Raw genomic sequence first — 18,614 nt, 5'->3', positions numbered from 1 at the left:
CTTATCCTCTTGCCGCTAATGCGGTGACGCGGTCGTAGGCTGCACCACTGTGCAGAACATCCAGCACTTGTTGTACGTTGGCTTTCAGGTCTTCGTGACCGTACAGGCGCATCAGCATGGCGACGTTAACCGCCACCGCGGACTCATGGGCCGCTTCACCTTTACCTTGTAGCAAGCGCGTCAGAATGTCACGGTTTTCTTCCGGCGTGCCGCCAGCCAGTTCGGCCTGATGATAAGGCTTGAGGCCAAAGTCATCGGCGGTCAGTTGATAGCTCTTAATTTCGCCGTTATTCAGCTCGGCAACCACCGTTGGCGCGTGCAGCGAAACTTCATCCATACCGCCGCTATGAACCACCGCCGCACGCTGATAGCCCAGAACGCGCAGGGTTTCGGCAATCGGCAGCACCAGTTCCGGGCTGTAAACGCCAATCAGCGCCAGCGGCGGGTGCGCCGGGTTAATCAACGGCCCCAGCACGTTAAACAGCGTGCGGGTTTTCAACTGCTGGCGAACCGGCATCGCGTGGCGGAAACCGGTGTGATACTTCGGTGCGAACAGGAAGCACACGCCCAGTTCATCCAGCGCCTGACGTGATTTGTCGGCGTTCATATCAAGATTGATGCCGAAGGCGGCCAGCAGGTCGGAAGAGCCAGACTTACTGGAGACGCTGCGGTTGCCGTGCTTGGCGACCTTCAGCCCACACGCTGCGGCAACGAAGGCGCTGGCGGTAGAGATGTTGATGCTGTTGCTGCCGTCGCCGCCGGTGCCGACGATATCGGCAAACGGGTAATCAGGGCGCGGGAACGGCGCGGCGTTTTCCAGTAGGGCGGTGGCGGCACCGGCAATCTCATTCGGGCTTTCGCCGCGAATTTTCATGCTCACCAGCGCAGCGGCCAGTTGCTCCGGCTTCACTTCACCGCGCACCACGGCAGAAAACAGCTGATGGCTCTCTTGCTGCGTCAGGGTTTCGGCCTGATAAAGTTTTTCCAGAATCGGCTGCAGGGTGTTGCTTTGCTCCAGCTTCTGCAGCGCCCATGCCAGCGTCTGCTCCAGCAGGCGAGCGCCCTGGGTGGTGAGGATAGATTCCGGGTGGAACTGGAAGCCGCAGACGCGATCCGCGTCATGACGTACCGCCATCACCATGCCGTTGAAATGGGCGTTGATGGTTAAACCGGCCGGAATGTTACTGCCGACCAGCGAGTGGTAGCGCGCCACCGGCAGCGGGTTGGTTAAACCGGCGAACATCGCCTGGCCGTCGTGTTCAATGCTGGACGCTTTGCCGTGCAGGATCTCACCCGCCTGACCGACGTAGCCGCCGTAGGCTTCAACAATCGCCTGATGGCCAAGGCAGATACCGATAATCGGCAGCTTACCGCGCATGCGGGTCAGTAGCTCCGGCATACAGCCTGCTTCTGACGGTGCGCCGGGGCCTGGGGAGAGCATCAGTACCGGGTTATCCATGGTGCCCAGTCGGTCAATTAAGGTCTGTGCCGGCACGTGGTTACGGTAAATCACCACGTTGTGGCCGTTTGCGCGCAGCTGATCTGCCAGGTTGTAGGTAAATGAATCGATGTTATCGAGCAGCAGAATGTCAGCCATCAGAAAATCTCCTGTGCATGATGAGCGGTGGCGATGGCGCGCAGAACCGCACGAGCTTTATTACGGGTTTCGTCGGCTTCAGACTGCGGAACGGAGTCGAGTACCACTCCCGCGCCCGCCTGCACGGTGGCAATGCCGTTTTCAACGAAGGCGGAGCGGATAACGATGCAGGTATCAAGGTCGCCGTGGGCGGTAAAGTAGCCCACCGCACCACCGTAGCTGCCGCGACGTTTACCTTCTGCGGCTGCAATCAGCTGCATGGCGCGCACTTTTGGCGCGCCGCTCAGGGTGCCCATGTTCATGCAGGCGCGGTAGGCGTGCAGCACGTCGAGGTCTTCACGCAGTTCGCCAACCACGCGGGAGACGAGGTGCATAACGAACGAGTAGCGGTCAACTTTGGTCAGGTCTGCGACGTAGCGGCTGCCCGGCGTACAGATACGTGCGAGGTCGTTACGCGCCAGATCAACCAGCATCAGATGCTCGGAAAGCTCTTTGTGGTCGGTACGCATCTCCAGCTCAATGCGGCTGTCGAGGTCGCGGTCCAGCGAACCGTCGGCGCGGCGGCCGCGTGGGCGGGTACCGGCAATCGGGTAGATCTCAATCTGACGGTTGGTGGCGTCATATTTCAGCGAGCTTTCCGGTGACGCACCGAACAAGGTGAAATCGTTGTCCTGCATAAAGAACATGTACGGGCTTGGGTTGCTCTTTTTCAGCACGTCGTAAGCGGCGAGCGGAGAAGGGCACGGCAGCGAGAAGCGGCGGGATGGCACCACCTGGAAAATTTCCCCGGCGCGAATTGCTTTTTGCATCTTACGCACCACATCGCCGTATTCTTCGTCGCTTTGGTTGGTTTCGCAGCGCATGGTGCTGATTTCATGCACCGGCAGCGCTGATGGCGGTTCGTTCAACTGCTGACGAACCTGCGCGATGCGTTGCAGCAGGCGGTCTTTCTCGGATTCGGATGGCGTAAACAGGCTTGCCTGAATGCGGGTGTTCTTGGTCTGATGGTCAATCACCAGCAGCGTTTCGGCCAGATAGAAGCAGTAGTCCGGGCAACTGGTGTCGCTTTCAAGCTGCGGCAGGTCTTCGAAGCCGGCGACCAGGTCATAGGCAAACAGGCCGCCGAAGAACATCGCTTCACGTTCGTTTTGCGGCACGTTCACCAGCTCTTGTAACAGGCGGAAGGCGTCGAACACCGACAGCGAACACAGGCGAGCATCTTCATCCAGCAGCGTACTCACCGCCGGGAAACGCAGCACGCGGCAGGTTGGCTGGCGCTTGTTTTCCACACCCGCTGGCAGCGCGGCGTCAAGCAGCGGCAGCAGGGAAGCGCCGTTATCGGATAGCGCCTGAATGGTCACGGTATCGCCCAGCGCGGTGATGCGCAGTGCGCTATCGACCAGCAGCAGGCTTTTTAAATCGTTCTTGCTATCAATGTCGGCTGATTCAAGCAGCAGCGTCGCCGGGCGTGCACCGCACAGCTGATGGAACAGCGCGGTCGGATTCTCACGGTAAATCGCATCGCTGGTCAGAAGCTCGAGCATAGGTTTTTGTGTTTGCATCGTTGTTCTCGCCTGTTCTGAATGATTTTTACTTAATAAAAAGCCCGCGCATTGGCGGGCCGGGTATCTGTTTGCATAATGCAGACGTGATGACTCCGCCCTACTGGGAAGTACGCCACCAACCGCCGTGCAGAGCAATGATTTTACGCATCATTTTTAGATACCTTCTACTAAGTGAACTTGCGTACTAGTTAACTAGTTCGAGGGGGCAAAGTCAACCCCTGATTTTAGAATTTCACGCAATGCCGTTATGATAGGCCGCGAATCCTTATAGGTAGTCCAATGGGAGCTGTTTTGAGCGACAACGAGTACGCCATCATTTATGACCTGCATAGCCACACGGTTGCCTCCGACGGCCGACTGACGCCGGAAGCGTTGGTGCATCGTGCGCTAGAAAACCGCGTAGGCACGCTGGCGATCACTGACCATGATTCTGTCGCTGCCATTCCTGCCGCACGAGCGGAAATCGCTCGCGCCGGTTTGCCGCTGACGCTGATTAGCGGCGTAGAAATCTCGACCCTGTGGGAAAATCACGAGATTCATATCGTCGGCCTGAATATTGATATTGCCAACCCGGCGCTCACCGCGTTTTTAAGCGCGCAGATAACGCGCCGTGAGCAGCGTGGGGTGATGATCGCCGAGCGGCTGGAAAAAGCGCATATTCCCGGAGCCTGGGAAGCGGCGCAGAAGTACGCCGAGGGTGGGGCGGTAACGCGTGCGCACTTTGCGCGATTCCTCGTCGAACAGGGTAAAGCGAATAATATTGGCGACGTGTTTAAAAAGTACCTCGCCCGCGGGAAAACCGGATACGTTCCGCCACAGTGGTGTACAATAAAGGAAGCTATTGATGTCATTCATCATTCGGGTGGGGTTGCGGTATTAGCCCATCCGGGGCGGTACGATTTGTCCGCCAAGTGGCTGAAAAGACTGCTGGCACACTTTAGTGAACACGGCGGCGACGCGATGGAAGTTGCCCAGTGTCAGCAAGCGCCTCACGAGCGCGCTCAGCTTGCCACCTATGCCCGCGATTACGGTTTACTGGCGTCACAAGGGTCGGATTTCCATCAGCCCTGCCCGTGGATAGAACTGGGCCGTAAACTGTGGTTACCCGCAGGCGTAGAGGGTGTCTGGCAGCGCTGGGAACAGCCACAGAATTCAACTGAGAGGGAAGCATGAGTCAGTTTTTTTATATCCATCCGGATAACCCGCAGGCGCGCCTGATTAACCAGGCGGTCGAGATTGTGCGTAAGGGCGGCGTCATCGTCTACCCAACCGACTCCGGCTATGCGCTGGGCTGCAAAATTGAAGACAAAGGCGCGATGGAGCGAATTTGCCGCATCCGTCATTTACCGGACGGCCACAACTTTACGCTGATGTGCCGCGACCTGTCCGAGCTGTCGACCTATTCCTATGTCGATAACGTGGCGTTTCGCTTAATCAAAAACAACACGCCGGGCAACTACACCTTCATCCTGAAGGGCACCAAAGAAGTGCCGCGTCGTCTGTTGCAGGAGAAGCGTAAAACCATCGGGATGCGCGTACCGTCAAACCCGATTGCTCAGGCGCTGTTGGAAACCTTAGGTGAGCCGATGTTGTCGACTTCCCTGATGCTGCCGGGCAGTGATTTCACCGAATCCGACCCGGAAGAGATTAAAGATCGTCTGGAGAAGCTGGTGGATCTGATCATCCACGGCGGCTACCTCGGCCAACAGCCCACCACCGTTATCGATCTGACTGAGGATTCCCCGGTCGTGCTGCGTGAAGGCGTCGGCGACGTAAAACCGTTCCTCTGATCCTCCTCACCCGGCGATGCCTTCGCCGGGTGCTTCTTCTATTCAAGCTCACTTATTTGCTCCAGTATCCATTGCTGTGCTTTCGCTTTCCCGCTAGCAGGTGGGTTCAGCCGGTGGGGAGACGTGGTTTGAAATGAAGCAGAAGATTGAGTTTTTTATCGTGTCATCAGACTTCTTTTCGCCGTGAAGGCCAATAAAGTGAAATAAAAGGGCAGGAACAAGCTGCCCTTTTCTCCTAAAATTCGTGTAGTATGTGCGGTCACCATTTTGGGTGGGGAGCCTGCGTCGCAAAAAACGCCGCTGCCTGCCTCCTTATGCAGCCCGGTGTCGAGTTCCCGTGCTGCTAATGAAGTCTCTAAGACGCCTGTGAAGGCGACACCGGAAGGAAGCTCCATGAGCGATACAAGCGATAAAAGCGAAAAACTGCAAAAAGTGCTGGCACGCGCTGGCCACGGCTCCCGTCGTGAAATTGAAACGATTATTCAAGCGGGCCGCGTGAGCGTAGACGGCAAAATCGCCAAACTGGGCGATCGCGTTGAAGTGATCCCTGGTCTCAAAATTCGTATCGACGGCCACCTTATCTCCGTCAAAGAATCCGTAGAACAAATCTGCCGCGTACTGGCGTACTACAAGCCGGAAGGCGAGCTGTGTACCCGTAACGACCCAGAAGGTCGCCCAACCGTATTCGACCGTTTGCCGAAACTGCGTGGCGCGCGCTGGATTGCCGTGGGGCGTCTGGACGTGAATACCTGCGGCCTGCTGCTGTTCACCACCGACGGTGAGCTGGCAAACCGCCTGATGCACCCGAGCCGTGAAGTTGAACGTGAATACGCGGTGCGCGTATTCGGTGAAGTGGACGACACGAAAGTGCGTCAGCTGTCCCGCGGCGTACAGCTGGAAGATGGTCCAGCGGCGTTCAAAACCATCAAATTCAGCGGCGGTGAGGGTATCAACCAGTGGTACAACGTGACCCTGACCGAAGGCCGTAACCGTGAGGTTCGTCGTCTGTGGGAAGCGGTAGGCGTGCAGGTGAGCCGTCTTATTCGCGTTCGCTACGGCGACATCCCGCTGCCGAAAGGCCTGCCGCGCGGTGGCTATACCGAGCTGGATCTGGCGCAGACCAACTACCTGCGTGAGCTGGTAGAACTGCCGGCGGAAACCTCCTCGAAAGTGGCGGTAGAAAAAGACCGTCGTCGCATGAAGGCGAATCAGATTCGTCGCGCCGTGAAGCGTCATACGACCACCGGCGGTAATACCGGCAACAACAATAATAACCGTCGTTCCAGCACGCGTAATAACCCGAAAGGCTGATGACGTCCATTCCGGCGGGCTCCCGCCGGAATGCTTTCCCCGCGTTTATCTTCTCCTGTGATGCCATTCACACTTCTTTATAAAGACAAAAAACAGGAATTCCCCGGACAAAGAACGCAAAGTGATAAAATAACCCTCGCCATATACTGTTGCCACAGATTACTTAAACAGGTAGCCCGAAATGGATACAACAAAAAAACTCTCGGCAAGCTATGTGGTTATCGGCGTTAAAGAAAAAATTGGCTATGGTTTCGGTGACTTTGCCTCAAATTTATCCTTCGGTTTTGTTTCACTCTTTTTATTATTCTTCTATACCAACATCTACGGTATTAGCGCAGTTCAGGCGAGCCTGATCTTTGTTATTGCACGAGTTGTAGACGCGATTTTTAATATCCTGATTGGCTTCGCGATTGATAAAACCCACAGCCGTTACGGCAAGCTGCGTCCGTGGTTATTATACGGCTCGGTGCCGCTGGGGCTGTTAACCGTGCTGTGTTTCCTGCCGTTTGGCGGCGAGGCTAAGTTCTGGTTTGCGCTCTGTTCCTATACCATCTACTGCCTGGCGTACACCGCGGTCAATACACCGTACTCGGCGCTGACTAACCGTTTAACCCAGCACGAGGCCTCGCGCTCGTCGCTATCCGTTTACCGCTTCGTGATGGCGATTGTCGGCTACCTGATTGTCTCTACCACTGCCGATATTCTGATTTCGCCGTTTGATGACAAACAGTTGGGCTACGTCTTTGCAGTCTCCTGCTTTGCGCTGCTGGCGACGTTCTTATTCCTGGCTTGCTTTGGCATGACCAAAGAGCGCGTGGGGGAAGAGGAAGATACGCCTGCGCCGACGCTGCGTGAGATGTTCCGCGCGGTGGTGGGCAATGCGCCGCTGATTAACCTGTCGTTATTTACCGTTTTCTTTTATATCGCCTACACCGTGTGGATGGCGATCGCCATTTACTTTATTAAGTACATCATCGGCAATGAAGGTTTTACCGCCTCGTTCTTTATGATTCAGTCGGCCGCTTATATTTTGGGAACGGTTATTTCTGAAAAAGTCATTGCTGTAATGGGGAAAAAGAAAATGGCGCTGGTGGCGCTGTTGATTGGCGTGCTCGGCGTGCTGATGCAGTATTTCATTGCCGGTAATAATATCTGGCTGATTATGACCGGGGTATGCCTGTTCAGTATTACGCTGGGGATGGGTTTTGTCGCCATGTGGTCGATGATCGCCGACACCGTGGAATATGCCGAGTGGCACCACGGCGTACGTACCGAAGGTGCAATTTACGGTTTCTTCAACTTTATTACCAAAATAGCGATGGCCATCGGTGGCGGCTGCGCCGGGTGGATGCTGGATTATTACCACTATGATGCCGCTAATATTAGCGCCGACGCGCTAAGCGGTATCAACATTCTGATGACGCTGTTCCCAGGCACCATGTTTGCGATTAGCGCCATCTTCGTTGCCAGCTATTCGTTGGACGAAAAGACCTACCGCGACATCGTGCAGAAAATCAGCCTGCGTAAGCAAAACGCGCTTTAACCTCAGGGAGCCAGAGAAATGAATCGTGATTTTAAAACGCTTATTGCGACAATGAACGCAGAAGAAAAAGTGGCCTTGCTGACCGGTAGCGGCCTGTGGCGCACCGCGAGTCTGCCGCAGCACGGCATTGACGATATTGTCATGACCGACGGCACTTACGGCGTGCGTTACAGCAGCGCGCAGATTGACGGCAATGAAAAGTGGAGCATGGATGATTTTATCTCCGTGATCACCCAAACTGCTGACCGGGCGAATGCTGAAGAACCGGCGGCGAAAGGGGGCAGTGAAGCGCTATTTAGCGCCTCGCTGCCAGCCACCTGTTTCCCAAACGGCTCAAGCCTTGCCTGTAGCTGGGATATTGACCTTGTTTATCAGATGGGCCAGGCGCTGGGGCGCGAATGTCAGCATATGGGCGTCGGGATTTTACTCGGGCCTGGCATTAACATCCGCCGCACGCCGTTGGCGGGCCGCGGCTACGAATATTACGCCGAAGACCCGGTGGTGAGCGGCGATATTGCTGCGGCGCTTATCAATGGCTTACAGGATGAAGGCGTGGGCGCCAGCCTGAAGCACTTTGCGGCCAACAACTCGGAATACCGCCGCACCGAAATGGACTCCATTATTGAAGAGCGTGCGCTGCGCGAAATCTATCTGGCCGGATTCCAGCGGGCGATTGCTAAATCGCAGCCGTGGACGGTGATGTCCTCCTATAACCGCCTGAACGGCGTGCAGACTTCGCAGGACCCGTTCCTGTTGACGCAGGTGCTGCGTGACGAATGGGGCTACGACGGACTGGTGATGTCGGACTGGTACGGAATTAAGGATCGCCCAGCCTCACTGCTGGCGGGGAACGATCTGGCGATGCCGGAAACGCGCCGTGATAAACAGACGTTGCTGGCGGCCATTAACGCGGGCGATATTCCTATGGATGTGGTTGACCGTTCCTGTCTGCGTATGCTGGAACTGCTGGATAAAGTGCAGCGTAACCGTCGACCGAATGCTAAAGCAGACTTCTCCGCACATCACGCACTTTCACAGCAATTGGCGGCAGAGTCTATTGTTCTGCTGAAAAATGACGACCATATTCTGCCGCTGCGTCCGGAAAAAACGCCGCGTATCGCCGTGCTGGGCAAACCGGCGCAGGAGCCGGTTATCCAAGGCTCTGGCTGTGCGACCACGGTACCGTATCTCCTCGACCGTCCGCTGGACGAGATTTTCGACCTTGCGGGCGAGGACTTCAGCGTGACCTGGGCGATTGGTGCACCGGACGATATGACGAGTGATGAAGCGGCGCTGGCTCAGGCTAAAGCTGTCGCCCAGGATGCTGATGTCGCAGTGGTGTTTGTCAGCACTGCCGTTGGCGAGGACGGTGAAAATGGCGATCGTCACGACCTGAATATTCTGGCGGTACATGAACAACTCATTCGTGAGGTTGCCTCCGTACAGCCAAACGTGGTGGTGGTGCTGGCAAACAGTGACGCAGTCGTGATGCCGTGGCTCGTTGAGTGTAAGGCCCTGCTAGAGACCTTCTTCGCAGGCCAGGGTATGGGACGCGCGGTAGCGGAAATTCTGTTCGGCAAGCGTAATCCTAGCGGCAAGCTGACGGTCACCGTACCAAACACGCTGGAAGAGACGCCGGCCTGGCTGAATTACCCGGGTGAAAACCTGCGTCACCACTACGGTGAAGGGCTATTCGTTGGCTATCGTTACTATGATAAGCGTCGTCTGACGCCGCTGTTCCCGTTTGGATTCGGCTTGAGTTACACCCAGTTCGCCTACGAGAATCTGGCGTTGTCGTCGGAGCATGCCGGTGCGGATGATACGCTGACGGTCTCCTTTGATGTCAGTAACGTCGGTGATTGTGATGGTAAAGAAGTGGTCCAGCTGTATGTTTCTGCGCCTGAGGGCGAACTTATCCGTGAAGTCCGCGCGTTGAAAGGTTTTGATAAAATCTCCCTGGCTGCAGGGGAAACGCGCCGTGTTAGCCTGCAACTACCGATAGCCGAACTTGCCTGCTATCATCCTGGCCTTGCTGACTGGGTGATTACGCCAGGCGTCTGGCAGGTGCATGTGGGCGGCTCGTCTCGCAGTCTGCCGTTGAATGCCCGGTTTGAGGTTGACTGCCCCGCGCGTTATGTTCCGCTGCGTGACGATAACTCCTTACAGCAGTTGATCCAGCAGCCTGCCGCCTTTGCCCGTGTCGTGCAGTTGATTGCCGGGAAGAGTCAGCTTCCCCCTGAGGAGGTTCGGGAGAAACTGATTCGCCTGGCGCCGGATCTGTTCTGCGGTCTGCTTATCGCGCTGACGGAATTCCTCGCGCTGGATATCGAGCGTGATGAACTAAACGCGGTGCTGGCTGAGCCTGAATAACGGCTAACTACAGGAGAGAATGCGTGTTTCCATTTTCAGTGACTCATCCCCATCCGGCCACGCAAACCGGACGGCAGACGGCAAACAGCGGCTATGAGCTGATTGCCTTCGACGCAGAAAAACTGAACGTGTTTGCCGCTGAGGTTCGCTATTGTGAGCCGCACTGGCATCCGGCGCCGGAACTGATTACGGTACTGAATGGGCGCTTCTCTCTGACCGTTGGCCAGCAGAACGTAGTCCTCCAGCAGGGCGAGATGTTGTATATCAATGCTGAAGAGGTGCACGAACTGAGCGCGGAGGAGGAGGGCAGTCAACTGGTGACGGTGCAGTTTTCTCCCGGGCTTTTTGATGATTTGCACCCCGCACCGCGGCTGGAGTGGCGTACCCATAAACATGCCATGACGGAGGCTGACCACGCCGTCTTTGAACGGCTGATGGCGTTACTGGAACACATTATCGACAACCATGCGCCATTTCAGCGTTTTGCAGCGATTTACTTATTGCTGGATGCGCTGGTCGCCGCCGGGCAGACGATTGAGCTGGCAGAAAGTACGATACGTGAAGAGGCGATGATTAAAGAAGGGATTGAGTATATTAATCAGCACTTCGATCAGCCGTTAACGCTAAGCGACGTCGCTGAGCATAGCGGCATGAGCTATTCATGGTTTTCGCGGTTATTTAAAAAGGTCAGCCGGCATAATTTTAAAGAGTATCTGACGCTGGTGAGACTCAATAAAGCCCGCAATCTGCTGCGCGACACGCGAACGCCGATTACCGAAATCAGCCACAGCTGCGGTTTCCCTGAGCATAAGCTGCTGATTGCCGCTTTTAATAAGTACTGCGGGCTGACGCCTACGGAGTACCGTAAGCGCTTTATTTCACGTCAGAACCTGACGGAGGTCGCGCTGGCGCAAGGGGAAGACTGCTTATGCCTGCCGCTCAATCGGGCGCTGCTCGACAGGCTTGTGCTTAGTAATCGATCCCAATCTGCGCCTTAATTCCCGCTTCAAACGCATGCTTGACCGGACGCAGTTCGCTGACCGTGTCGGCGTACTCAAGAATATCCCGGTGACAGCCGCGACCAGTAATAATCACCGTCTGATGATGCGGACGGTTTTTCAGCGCGGTTAATACCGCTTCTAACGGCAGATAGTCGTACGCCACCATGTAGGTCAGCTCATCCAGCACCACCATATCCAGCGTGTCGTCGGCCAGCATTCGCTTCGCATGCTCCCAAACGGCAAGGCAAGCTTCCGTATCGCTCTCCCGATTCTGGGTGTCCCAGGTAAAACCGGTGGCCATCACCTGAAATTCGACGCCGAGTGGTTCGAGCAGGTTACGCTCGCCGTTAGGCCAGGTGCCTTTAATAAACTGGATCACCCCAACGTTATGGCCGTGGCCGACCGCGCGGGTAGCGGTGCCAAAGGCGGCGGTAGTCTTACCCTTACCGTTGCCGGTAAACACAATCACAATACCGCGGGTATCCTGAGCCGCGGCGACGCGGGCGGCAACGCGCTCTTTTACGCGCTGCTGACGTTCACGATAACGTTCATCACTCATTGTGCGATCCCTGGTTTACGCCCTGGTTGGGCATCAAAAGTCATTCCGGTTTTACGGCGGCTATCATCGCCCATCAACCACAGGTAGAGCGGCATAATATCGGCAGGCGTTTTCAGCTTCTGCGGATCTTCCGTTGGGAAGGCGCTGGCACGCATGCCGGTGCGGGTACCGCCTGGGTTAATACAGTTTACGCGCAGATGGCGATTCTTATACTCGTCGGCCAGTACCTGCATCATCCCTTCGGTGGCAAACTTCGATACCGCATAGGCACCCCAGTTGGCGCGCCCCTCGTGCCCGACGCTAGACGAGGTAAAGACCAGCGAGCCGGATTCTGCTTTCAGCAGCAGCGGCAGCAACGCTTGAGTGAGCATAAAGGTGCCGTTGACGTTGACCTGCATCACCTGCTGCCAGACGTCGGGGTCCTGCTGGTCCATCGGCACCACATCACCGAGAAGCCCGGCGTTATGCAGCACGCCGTCAAGATGCGGATAGTGCAGGCTAACCTGCTGAGCCACCTGCTGGCATTCCTGTGGCGTACAGGTGAGCAGGTCGAGGGTAAACCAGCGGGCGGGGCGCAGGCCTGCGTGGTCTATCTCCTGCGCAACCGCGCGCAGTTTTTCATCGTTCCGGCCGAGCAAAATAACGCTGGCACCGTAACGGGCGTAGGTGATTGCCGCTTCCCTTCCAATACCATCGCTGGCCCCGGTGACCAGAATGATACGGTTTTGCAACAAATCGAGCTGGGGTTGATAGTGCACGATGACTCCTCTATGGCATTCGTCCGCCATATTTTTTGTACTTTTTCATGGTTTTTGGGCTTTATGCCTGAATCTTCACGCTATTTCAATCAGCGAGCAGGAGAGACAACCAATAATTAACAATTTGCAATGATTTCATTGGCAAAAAAGTAATCTGGAATGTGCCTCGAGGCCTGATACTGCATTCGAGACGTAGTGAACGCGGTGTTGTACACTGGGCGGTAGATTCTGTGATTTTTGTACAAGGTGGATGTGTGGAATTACTTTTTCAATATGGTCTTTTTCTGGCGAAAATCGTCACTGTAGTCGTTGCCATTGCCGTGATTGCGGTGCTGATTGTCAATATAACGCAGCGTAAACGCCAGCGCGGTGAACTGCGAATCACCAATTTAAGCGAACAGCACAAAGATATGCAGGAAGATTTAGCCGTGTCGCTGCTCGACGCGCCGCAGCAAAAGCTCTGGCATAAGGCGCAAAAGAAAAAGCTGAAGCTGGAAGCGAAAGCGGCCAAAGCCAAAGCGAAGCAGGGTGACACTCAGGTTGCAAGCAAACCACGCGTCTGGGTTATCGACTTTAAAGGCAGTATGGATGCTCATGAAGTCTCCTCCCTGCGCGAAGAGATTACCGCCGTGCTGACCGTTGCAACCCCGCAGGATCAGGTCGTCGTGCGTCTGGAAAGCCCTGGCGGCGTCGTGCATGGCTATGGTCTAGCGGCATCGCAGCTGCAGCGTATCCGCGATAAGCAGATCCCGCTGACGGTAGCGGTAGATAAAGTGGCGGCCAGCGGCGGCTACATGATGGCCTGTGTGGCCAACAAAATTGTCGCGGCACCGTTCGCGATTCTTGGCTCGATCGGCGTGGTCGCGCAGATCCCGAACCTGAACCGTTTTTTGAAAAATAAAGATATCGACGTTGAGTTGCACACCGCGGGCCAGTACAAACGTACGCTGACGCTGCTGGGTGAAAACACCGAAGAAGGGCGTCAGAAATTCCGTGAAGAGCTGAACGAGACGCATCATCTTTTTAAAGATTTCGTGAAAGCAATGCGCCCGTCGCTGGACATTGAACAGGTTGCTACCGGTGAGCATTGGTACGGCACACAGGCGCAGGAAAAAGGACTGGTCGATGAAGTCGGCACCAGCGATGAACTGCTGTTGGGGCTGATGGAAAACCGAGACGTCATTAGCGTGCGTTACACGCAGCGTAAAAAAATGATGGACCGTTTTACCGGCAGTGCGGCAGAAAGCGCCGATAAGCTGATGATGCGCTGGTGGCAGCGCGGGCAGAAACCGCTGCTGTAACCGTTTCCTTTCTATTCTTTTCCTTTCTATTTATAGCCCGGTAAATCAGATTTACCGGGCTATATCTGACGGCTCAGGCGATAGCCCTACGCTCAGTCAACCAGGTGATACTTTTCAGACAGCTGGTGGGCGAGATACTTGAACATATTAAACACCGCCGTGCTTTTCGGCGTCGGCAGGCCCTGTTCATCCAGGTAAAATTCACCGCTGAAAACCAGCACGCCGTTGCGCTGTTCTACGCCGGTGGCTTCAATACCCGCCATGGTATCTTCATGCTCACGAATGAGGCGGTTTGCTTCAATAAGCAGTGTCTGACGATCGATAGGTTGGCTATTATTTGACATATTCAACTCCTCAAAATTCCTGCGCTAGTCTACGCCGGGCGCCGTCTTCGGGCAAATATTCCCGACGTTTACCAGGGACAAGCATTTTACCGCAGAGTTGGCATGATTGGTGATTGCATGCTAATAAAGTTGCGTAACGAATTTTATCAGGTACAGTGTGACGCTTTCGGCGATCTGGCAACAGATTTGCTTGACATTCGACCAAATATTCTTCGTGCTATAGACCCTGACGAAAAAAAGTCTGTAAACTCAGCCACCTGACTGCATGTCTCAAAAGTCAGTCGGTAAAGGGTTGATATCCATTGGTATTGCCGCAACATACAAGGCTTGTCGCCAGTGGAACGTGGAACATGTGCGATGTATTCCTGGAAGAATCAAATTAGGTAAGGTGAATATGGGTAAAGCTCTCGTTATCGTTGAGTCCCCGGCAAAAGCCAAAACGATCAATAAGTATCTGGGTAATGACTACGTGGTTAAGTCCAGCGTCGGTCATATCCGCGATTTGCCGACAAGTGGCTCAGCCGCCAAAAAGAGCGCTGACTCTACCTCCACCAAAACGGCCAAAAAGCCTAAAAAGGATGAACGAGGCGCGCTGGTTAACCGCATGGGTGTCGACCCATGGCATGACTGGGCGGCACACTACGAAGTGCTGCCAGGCAAAGAAAAGGTAGTATCGGAACTCAAACAGTTGGCGGAAAAAGCCGACCACATCTATCTCGCAACTGACCTTGACCGCGAAGGGGAGGCCATTGCATGGCACCTGCGGGAAGTGATCGGTGGTGATGAATCACGCTATAGCCGCGTGGTGTTTAACGAAATTACGAAAAATGCGATTCGTCAGGCGTTCGAAAAGCCGGGCGAGCTGAATATTGACCGTGTTAACGCTCAGCAGGCGCGCCGCTTTATGGACCGCGTGGTGGGGTATATGGTCTCGCCGCTGCTGTGGAAAAAGATTGCCCGCGGTTTATCCGCCGGTCGCGTCCAGTCCGTAGCGGTACGTCTGGTCGTTGAACGCGAACGTGAAATTAAAGCGTTTGTGCCGGAAGAGTTCTGGGAAATTGACGCCAGCACCACCACGCCGGGCGGCGATGCCCTGCCGCTGGAAGTGACCCATCAGGGTGACAAGCCGTTCCGTCCGGTTAACCGTGACGAAACCATGGCTGCGGTCAGCCTGCTGGAAAAAGCCAGCTACAGCGTACTGGAACGTGAAGATAAGCCGACCAGCAGCAAGCCGGGCGCGCCGTTTATTACCTCCACGCTGCAGCAGGCGGCCAGTACCCGTCTGGGCTTTGGCGTGAAGAAAACCATGATGATGGCGCAGCGTCTGTATGAAGCGGGCTACATCACCTACATGCGTACCGACTCCACTAACCTGAGTCAGGACGCGGTGAGCATGGTTCGCGACTATATCGGCGATAACTTCGGCAAAAAATACCTGCCGGAGAACCCGAACCAGTACACCAGCAAAGAAAACTCGCAGGAAGCGCACGAAGCGATTCGTCCTTCCGATGTTTCCGTTCAGGCAGAAGCGCTGAAAGATATGGAAGCAGACGCGCAGAAACTGTATCAGTTGATCTGGCGCCAGTTCGTAGCCTGTCAGATGACGCCAGCGCAGTACGACTCCACTACGCTGACCGTGAAAGCGGGCGATTTCAAACTCAAAGCGCGTGGTCGTACTCTGCGCTTTGATGGTTGGACCAAAGTGATGCCGGCGCTGCGTAAAGGCGATGAAGACCGCACGCTGCCGATGGTTAACCAGGGCGATAAACTGAGCCTGGTTGAACTGACCCCGGCGCAGCACTTCACCAAACCGCCTGCACGCTTTAGCGAAGCTTCGCTGGTTAAAGATCTGGAAAAACGCGGCATCGGTCGCCCGTCCACCTATGCGTCGATCATCTCGACCATTCAGGACCGTGGCTATGTGCGTACCGAAAACCGTCGTTTCTATGCGGAAAAAATGGGCGAGATCGTCACCGATCGTCTGGAAGCGAACTTCCGCGAGCTGATGAACTACGACTTTACCGCGCAGATGGAAGACCACCTCGACCGCGTGGCAAACCACGAAGCCGAGTGGAAGCAGGTACTGGATCTGTTCTTTGGTGATTTCACCAAGCAGCTCGAAACGGCTGAGAAACCGCCAGAAGAGGGCGGCATGCAGCCGAACGAGATGGTGTTGACCAGTATCGATTGCCCGACCTGCGGTCGCAAAATGGGTATCCGTACCGCCAGCACCGGCGTGTTCCTTGGCTGTTCCGGCTATGCGCTGTCGCCAAAAGAACGCTGCAAAACCACCATTAACCTGGTACCGGAAAACGAAGTACTGAACGTACTGGAAGGCGATGACGCGGAAACCAACGCGCTGCGTGCTAAACGTCGCTGCCAGAAGTGCGGCACGGCGATGGACAGCTACCTTATCGATCCGAAACGCAAGCTGCACGTTTGTGGTAACAACCCGACCTGCGACGGCTACGAGATTGAAGAGGGCGAGTTCCGCATCAAGGGCTATGACGGCCCAATCGTTGAGTGTGAAAAATGTGGTTCTGAAATGCACCTGAAAATGGGGCGTTTTGGTAAGTACATGGCCTGTACCAACGACGAATGTAAGAACACGCGTAAGATCCTGCGTAGCGGTGAAGTGGCTCCGCCGAAGGAAGATCCGGTGCCGTTGCCGGAACTGCCGTGCGAGAAGTCTGACGCCTATTTCGTACTGCGTGATGGCGCGGCTGGGGTATTCCTGGCAGCCAACACCTTCCCGAAATCGCGTGAAACCCGCGCGCCGCTGGTTGAAGAGCTGTTCCGCTTCCGTGACCGTCTGCCGGAAAAACTGCGTTATCTGGCCGATGCGCCGCAGCAGGACCCGGCGGGTAACAAAACGATGGTGCGTTTCAGCCGTAAAACCAAACAGCAGTATGTTGCTTCCGAGAAAGATGGCAAGGCAACCGGCTGGTCAGCGTTCTTCGTTGACGGTAAATGGGTTGAAGCGAAAAAGTAGCGTTTTTTACTATGAAGTCATAAAGGGCCGCAATTGCGGCCCTTTTTTATAACCTCGTTATTATTTTTTGTTTCCATCTATACACACTTGCTATAAATGATATAGTGGTTATAGCCAATGCATTTCTTATGATTAAATCGTCTTTATGACCGATTCCTGAGCGTAGACTGGATACAACCGCATGAAATTACAGCAACTCCGCTACATCGTTGAGGTGGTGAACCACAATCTTAACGTCTCCTCGACCGCCGAAGGTTTGTATACTTCGCAGCCTGGTATCAGTAAGCAGGTCAGAATGCTCGAGGATGAGCTGGGGATCCAGATTTTTGCCCGCAGCGGCAAACATCTGACGCAGGTGACGCCAGCAGGCCAGGAAATCATCCGTATTGCTCGTGAAGTGCTGTCAAAAGTCGATGCGATTAAGTCTGTTGCCGGTGAGCATACCTGGCCGGATAAAGGCTCATTGTACGTTGCGACGACGCATACGCAGGCGCGTTACGCGCTGCCCGGTGTCATCAAGGGTTTTATCGAACGCTACCCGCGTGTTTCACTGCATATGCATCAAGGTTCGCCAACGCAAATTGCAGAAGCGGTCTCCAAAGGTAACGCGGACTTTGCTATCGCGACCGAAGCGCTGCACCTCTATGACGATTTGGTGATGCTGCCTTGCTACCACTGGAACCGTTCGATTGTCGTGACGCCGGAGCATCCGCTGGCATCGAAAACGTCCGTCACCATTGAAGAATTAGCGCAGTACCCGCTGGTGACTTACACCTTTGGCTTTACTGGCCGTTCGGAGTTGGATACTGCGTTTAACCGCGCGGGCTTGACGCCACGTATTGTCTTTACCGCGACCGACGCCGATGTCATTAAAACCTACGTACGATTGGGCTTAGGGGTAGGGGTGATTGCCAGCATGGCCGTCGATCCTATTTCTGACCCGGATCTGGTTAAGCTGGACGCCGACGGTATTTTCAGCCACAGCACGACTAAAATCGGCTTCCGTCGCAGCACCTTCTTGCGTAGCTATATGTATGATTTTATTCAGCGATTTGCCCCACATTTGACGCGCGATGTGGTCGACACCGCCGTGGCGCTGCGCTCGAATGAAGACATTGAAGCCATGTTTAAAGATATTAAGCTGCCGGAAAAATAGTCCTGATTTAATTATCCGCCTCTACGGTGAAGAGGCGGATAGCTTATATCCTCCCGGAACAAATGGCTTTTCCCCTCTCTGTTAGCCCCATCTTTGATTAAGAATTGTTTCTATTACTAATGATGTAGCAAAAGTAGAAATAAATTTAACGTTAGGCAAATTTCTCCTCTCAAATATCTCTTTGAGCTCAAAAGATTAAATTAATCTCACTGTAATATTCGTAAAACCTCTGGATTTTTGCTTAAAATTTACTTAGGATTTATCTCAACGATGATTAGTTGTAACAATTGATTGGTGCGAAAATGATAAGTAATATCGATTGTGAGA

The 18,614-nt window shown here is 54.7% G+C and carries 14 protein-coding genes and 1 other annotated feature; of the genes, 9 read left to right on the top strand and 5 right to left on the bottom strand.

All coding sequences use genetic code 11. From position 1 onward, the window contains the following. Window position 1: 1 nt before the first annotated feature. Both trpD and ACH1XZ_RS06960 read right to left on the bottom strand, forming a co-directional pair. A complete protein-coding gene (gene trpD, locus ACH1XZ_RS06965; protein WP_395594937.1) occupies window positions 2-1,597 on the bottom strand; it encodes a bifunctional anthranilate synthase glutamate amidotransferase component TrpG/anthranilate phosphoribosyltransferase TrpD in 1,596 nt (531 codons plus the stop codon). Further along, a complete protein-coding gene (locus tag ACH1XZ_RS06960; RefSeq protein ID WP_395594936.1) occupies window positions 1,597-3,159 on the bottom strand; it encodes an anthranilate synthase component 1 in 1,563 nt (520 codons plus the stop codon). The genes trpD and ACH1XZ_RS06960 overlap by 1 nt, the downstream gene beginning before the upstream one ends. A 34-nt stretch (window positions 3,160-3,193) precedes the next feature. Further along, window positions 3,194-3,286 (bottom strand) — a sequence feature (Trp leader region). A 167-nt stretch (window positions 3,287-3,453) separates the two neighbouring features. Here ACH1XZ_RS06960 and rnm point away from each other — a divergent pair. The 6 genes from rnm (at window position 3,454) to ACH1XZ_RS06930 (ending at window position 11,174) form a co-directional block, all read left to right on the top strand. Next, window positions 3,454-4,335 (top strand): RNase RNM, encoded by an 882-nt coding sequence (gene rnm, locus ACH1XZ_RS06955; RefSeq protein WP_395595565.1) that lies wholly within the window; start codon window positions 3,454-3,456, stop codon window positions 4,333-4,335. After that, window positions 4,332-4,952, top strand: a complete 621-nt coding sequence (locus tag ACH1XZ_RS06950; protein ID WP_395594935.1) for an L-threonylcarbamoyladenylate synthase — start codon at window positions 4,332-4,334, stop codon at window positions 4,950-4,952. The genes rnm and ACH1XZ_RS06950 overlap by 4 nt, the downstream gene beginning before the upstream one ends. 393 nt (window positions 4,953-5,345) lie before the next feature. After that, a complete protein-coding gene (gene rluB / locus ACH1XZ_RS06945; RefSeq protein WP_395594934.1) occupies window positions 5,346-6,263 on the top strand; it encodes a 23S rRNA pseudouridine(2605) synthase RluB in 918 nt (305 codons plus the stop codon). A 181-nt stretch (window positions 6,264-6,444) separates the two neighbouring features. Continuing rightward, on the top strand, window positions 6,445-7,806 hold the full coding sequence (locus tag ACH1XZ_RS06940) for an MFS transporter (RefSeq protein ID WP_395594933.1): 1,362 nt from the start codon (window positions 6,445-6,447) through the stop codon (window positions 7,804-7,806). Window positions 7,807-7,824: 18 nt separating this feature from the next. After that, the gene (locus tag ACH1XZ_RS06935; protein ID WP_395594932.1) at window positions 7,825-10,176 is read left to right on the top strand and encodes a beta-glucosidase; all 2,352 of its coding nucleotides are present in this window, start codon (window positions 7,825-7,827) and stop codon (window positions 10,174-10,176) included. Between the two features lie 23 nt (window positions 10,177-10,199). Beyond that, window positions 10,200-11,174, top strand: coding sequence for a helix-turn-helix transcriptional regulator (locus ACH1XZ_RS06930; protein WP_395594931.1), 975 nt, complete (start codon window positions 10,200-10,202; stop codon window positions 11,172-11,174). Here the strand turns inward: ACH1XZ_RS06930 and cobO are convergent. Continuing rightward, the gene (gene cobO / locus ACH1XZ_RS06925; RefSeq protein ID WP_395594930.1) at window positions 11,146-11,736 is read right to left on the bottom strand and encodes a cob(I)yrinic acid a,c-diamide adenosyltransferase; all 591 of its coding nucleotides are present in this window, start codon (window positions 11,734-11,736) and stop codon (window positions 11,146-11,148) included. The two genes, ACH1XZ_RS06930 and cobO, sit on opposite strands and share 29 nt — an antisense overlap. After that, window positions 11,733-12,494 carry a YciK family oxidoreductase gene (locus tag ACH1XZ_RS06920; protein WP_395594929.1) on the bottom strand — a complete coding sequence of 254 codons (762 nt, stop codon included), beginning with the start codon at window positions 12,492-12,494 and terminating at the stop codon, window positions 11,733-11,735. Before ACH1XZ_RS06920 ends, cobO begins: the two co-directional genes overlap by 4 nt. Before the next feature lie 254 nt (window positions 12,495-12,748). Between ACH1XZ_RS06920 and sohB the strand changes: the two genes are divergently transcribed. Next, window positions 12,749-13,795 carry a protease SohB gene (gene sohB, locus ACH1XZ_RS06915; protein WP_395594928.1) on the top strand — a complete coding sequence of 349 codons (1,047 nt, stop codon included), beginning with the start codon at window positions 12,749-12,751 and terminating at the stop codon, window positions 13,793-13,795. 92 nt (window positions 13,796-13,887) lie between these two features. On the opposite strand, the gene ACH1XZ_RS06910 is transcribed toward sohB, so the two are convergent. After that, entirely contained in the window at window positions 13,888-14,139 is a 252-nt protein-coding gene (locus ACH1XZ_RS06910; protein ID WP_333498400.1) for a YciN family protein, read from the bottom strand. A gap of 394 nt (window positions 14,140-14,533) precedes the next feature. Between ACH1XZ_RS06910 and topA the strand changes: the two genes are divergently transcribed. After that, the gene (gene topA / locus ACH1XZ_RS06905; protein WP_395594927.1) at window positions 14,534-17,131 is read left to right on the top strand and encodes a type I DNA topoisomerase; all 2,598 of its coding nucleotides are present in this window, start codon (window positions 14,534-14,536) and stop codon (window positions 17,129-17,131) included. Window positions 17,132-17,312: 181 nt separating this feature from the next. Further along, window positions 17,313-18,287: an HTH-type transcriptional regulator CysB gene (gene cysB, locus ACH1XZ_RS06900; protein WP_035892921.1), complete on the top strand. Its 975-nt coding sequence runs from the start codon at window positions 17,313-17,315 to the stop codon at window positions 18,285-18,287. The last annotated feature ends 327 nt before the right edge of the window (window positions 18,288-18,614 follow it).

The sequence above is a fragment of the Kluyvera chengduensis genome, assembly GCF_044197065.1.
Classification (GTDB): domain Bacteria; phylum Pseudomonadota; class Gammaproteobacteria; order Enterobacterales; family Enterobacteriaceae; genus Kluyvera; species Kluyvera ascorbata_C.
The sequence above is the reverse complement of the archived record's forward strand: the minus strand, read 5'-3'. Positions and strand labels throughout refer to the sequence as shown.

Excerpts from the sequence above, each read along its gene's own strand:
- cobO (WP_395594930.1), bottom strand. The coding sequence starts at position 11,736 with ATGAGTGATGAACGTTATCGTGAACGTCAGCAGCGCGTAAAAGAGCGC.
- trpD (WP_395594937.1), bottom strand. The coding sequence starts at position 1,597 with ATGGCTGACATTCTGCTGCTCGATAACATCGATTCATTTACCTACAAC.
- topA (WP_395594927.1), top strand. The coding sequence starts at position 14,534 with ATGGGTAAAGCTCTCGTTATCGTTGAGTCCCCGGCAAAAGCCAAAACG.
- cysB (WP_035892921.1), top strand. The coding sequence starts at position 17,313 with ATGAAATTACAGCAACTCCGCTACATCGTTGAGGTGGTGAACCACAAT.
- ACH1XZ_RS06910 (WP_333498400.1), bottom strand. The coding sequence starts at position 14,139 with ATGTCAAATAATAGCCAACCTATCGATCGTCAGACACTGCTTATTGAA.
- ACH1XZ_RS06935 (WP_395594932.1), top strand. The coding sequence starts at position 7,825 with ATGAATCGTGATTTTAAAACGCTTATTGCGACAATGAACGCAGAAGAA.
- ACH1XZ_RS06960 (WP_395594936.1), bottom strand. The coding sequence starts at position 3,159 with ATGCAAACACAAAAACCTATGCTCGAGCTTCTGACCAGCGATGCGATT.
- ACH1XZ_RS06950 (WP_395594935.1), top strand. The coding sequence starts at position 4,332 with ATGAGTCAGTTTTTTTATATCCATCCGGATAACCCGCAGGCGCGCCTG.
- rluB (WP_395594934.1), top strand. The coding sequence starts at position 5,346 with ATGAGCGATACAAGCGATAAAAGCGAAAAACTGCAAAAAGTGCTGGCA.
- ACH1XZ_RS06940 (WP_395594933.1), top strand. The coding sequence starts at position 6,445 with ATGGATACAACAAAAAAACTCTCGGCAAGCTATGTGGTTATCGGCGTT.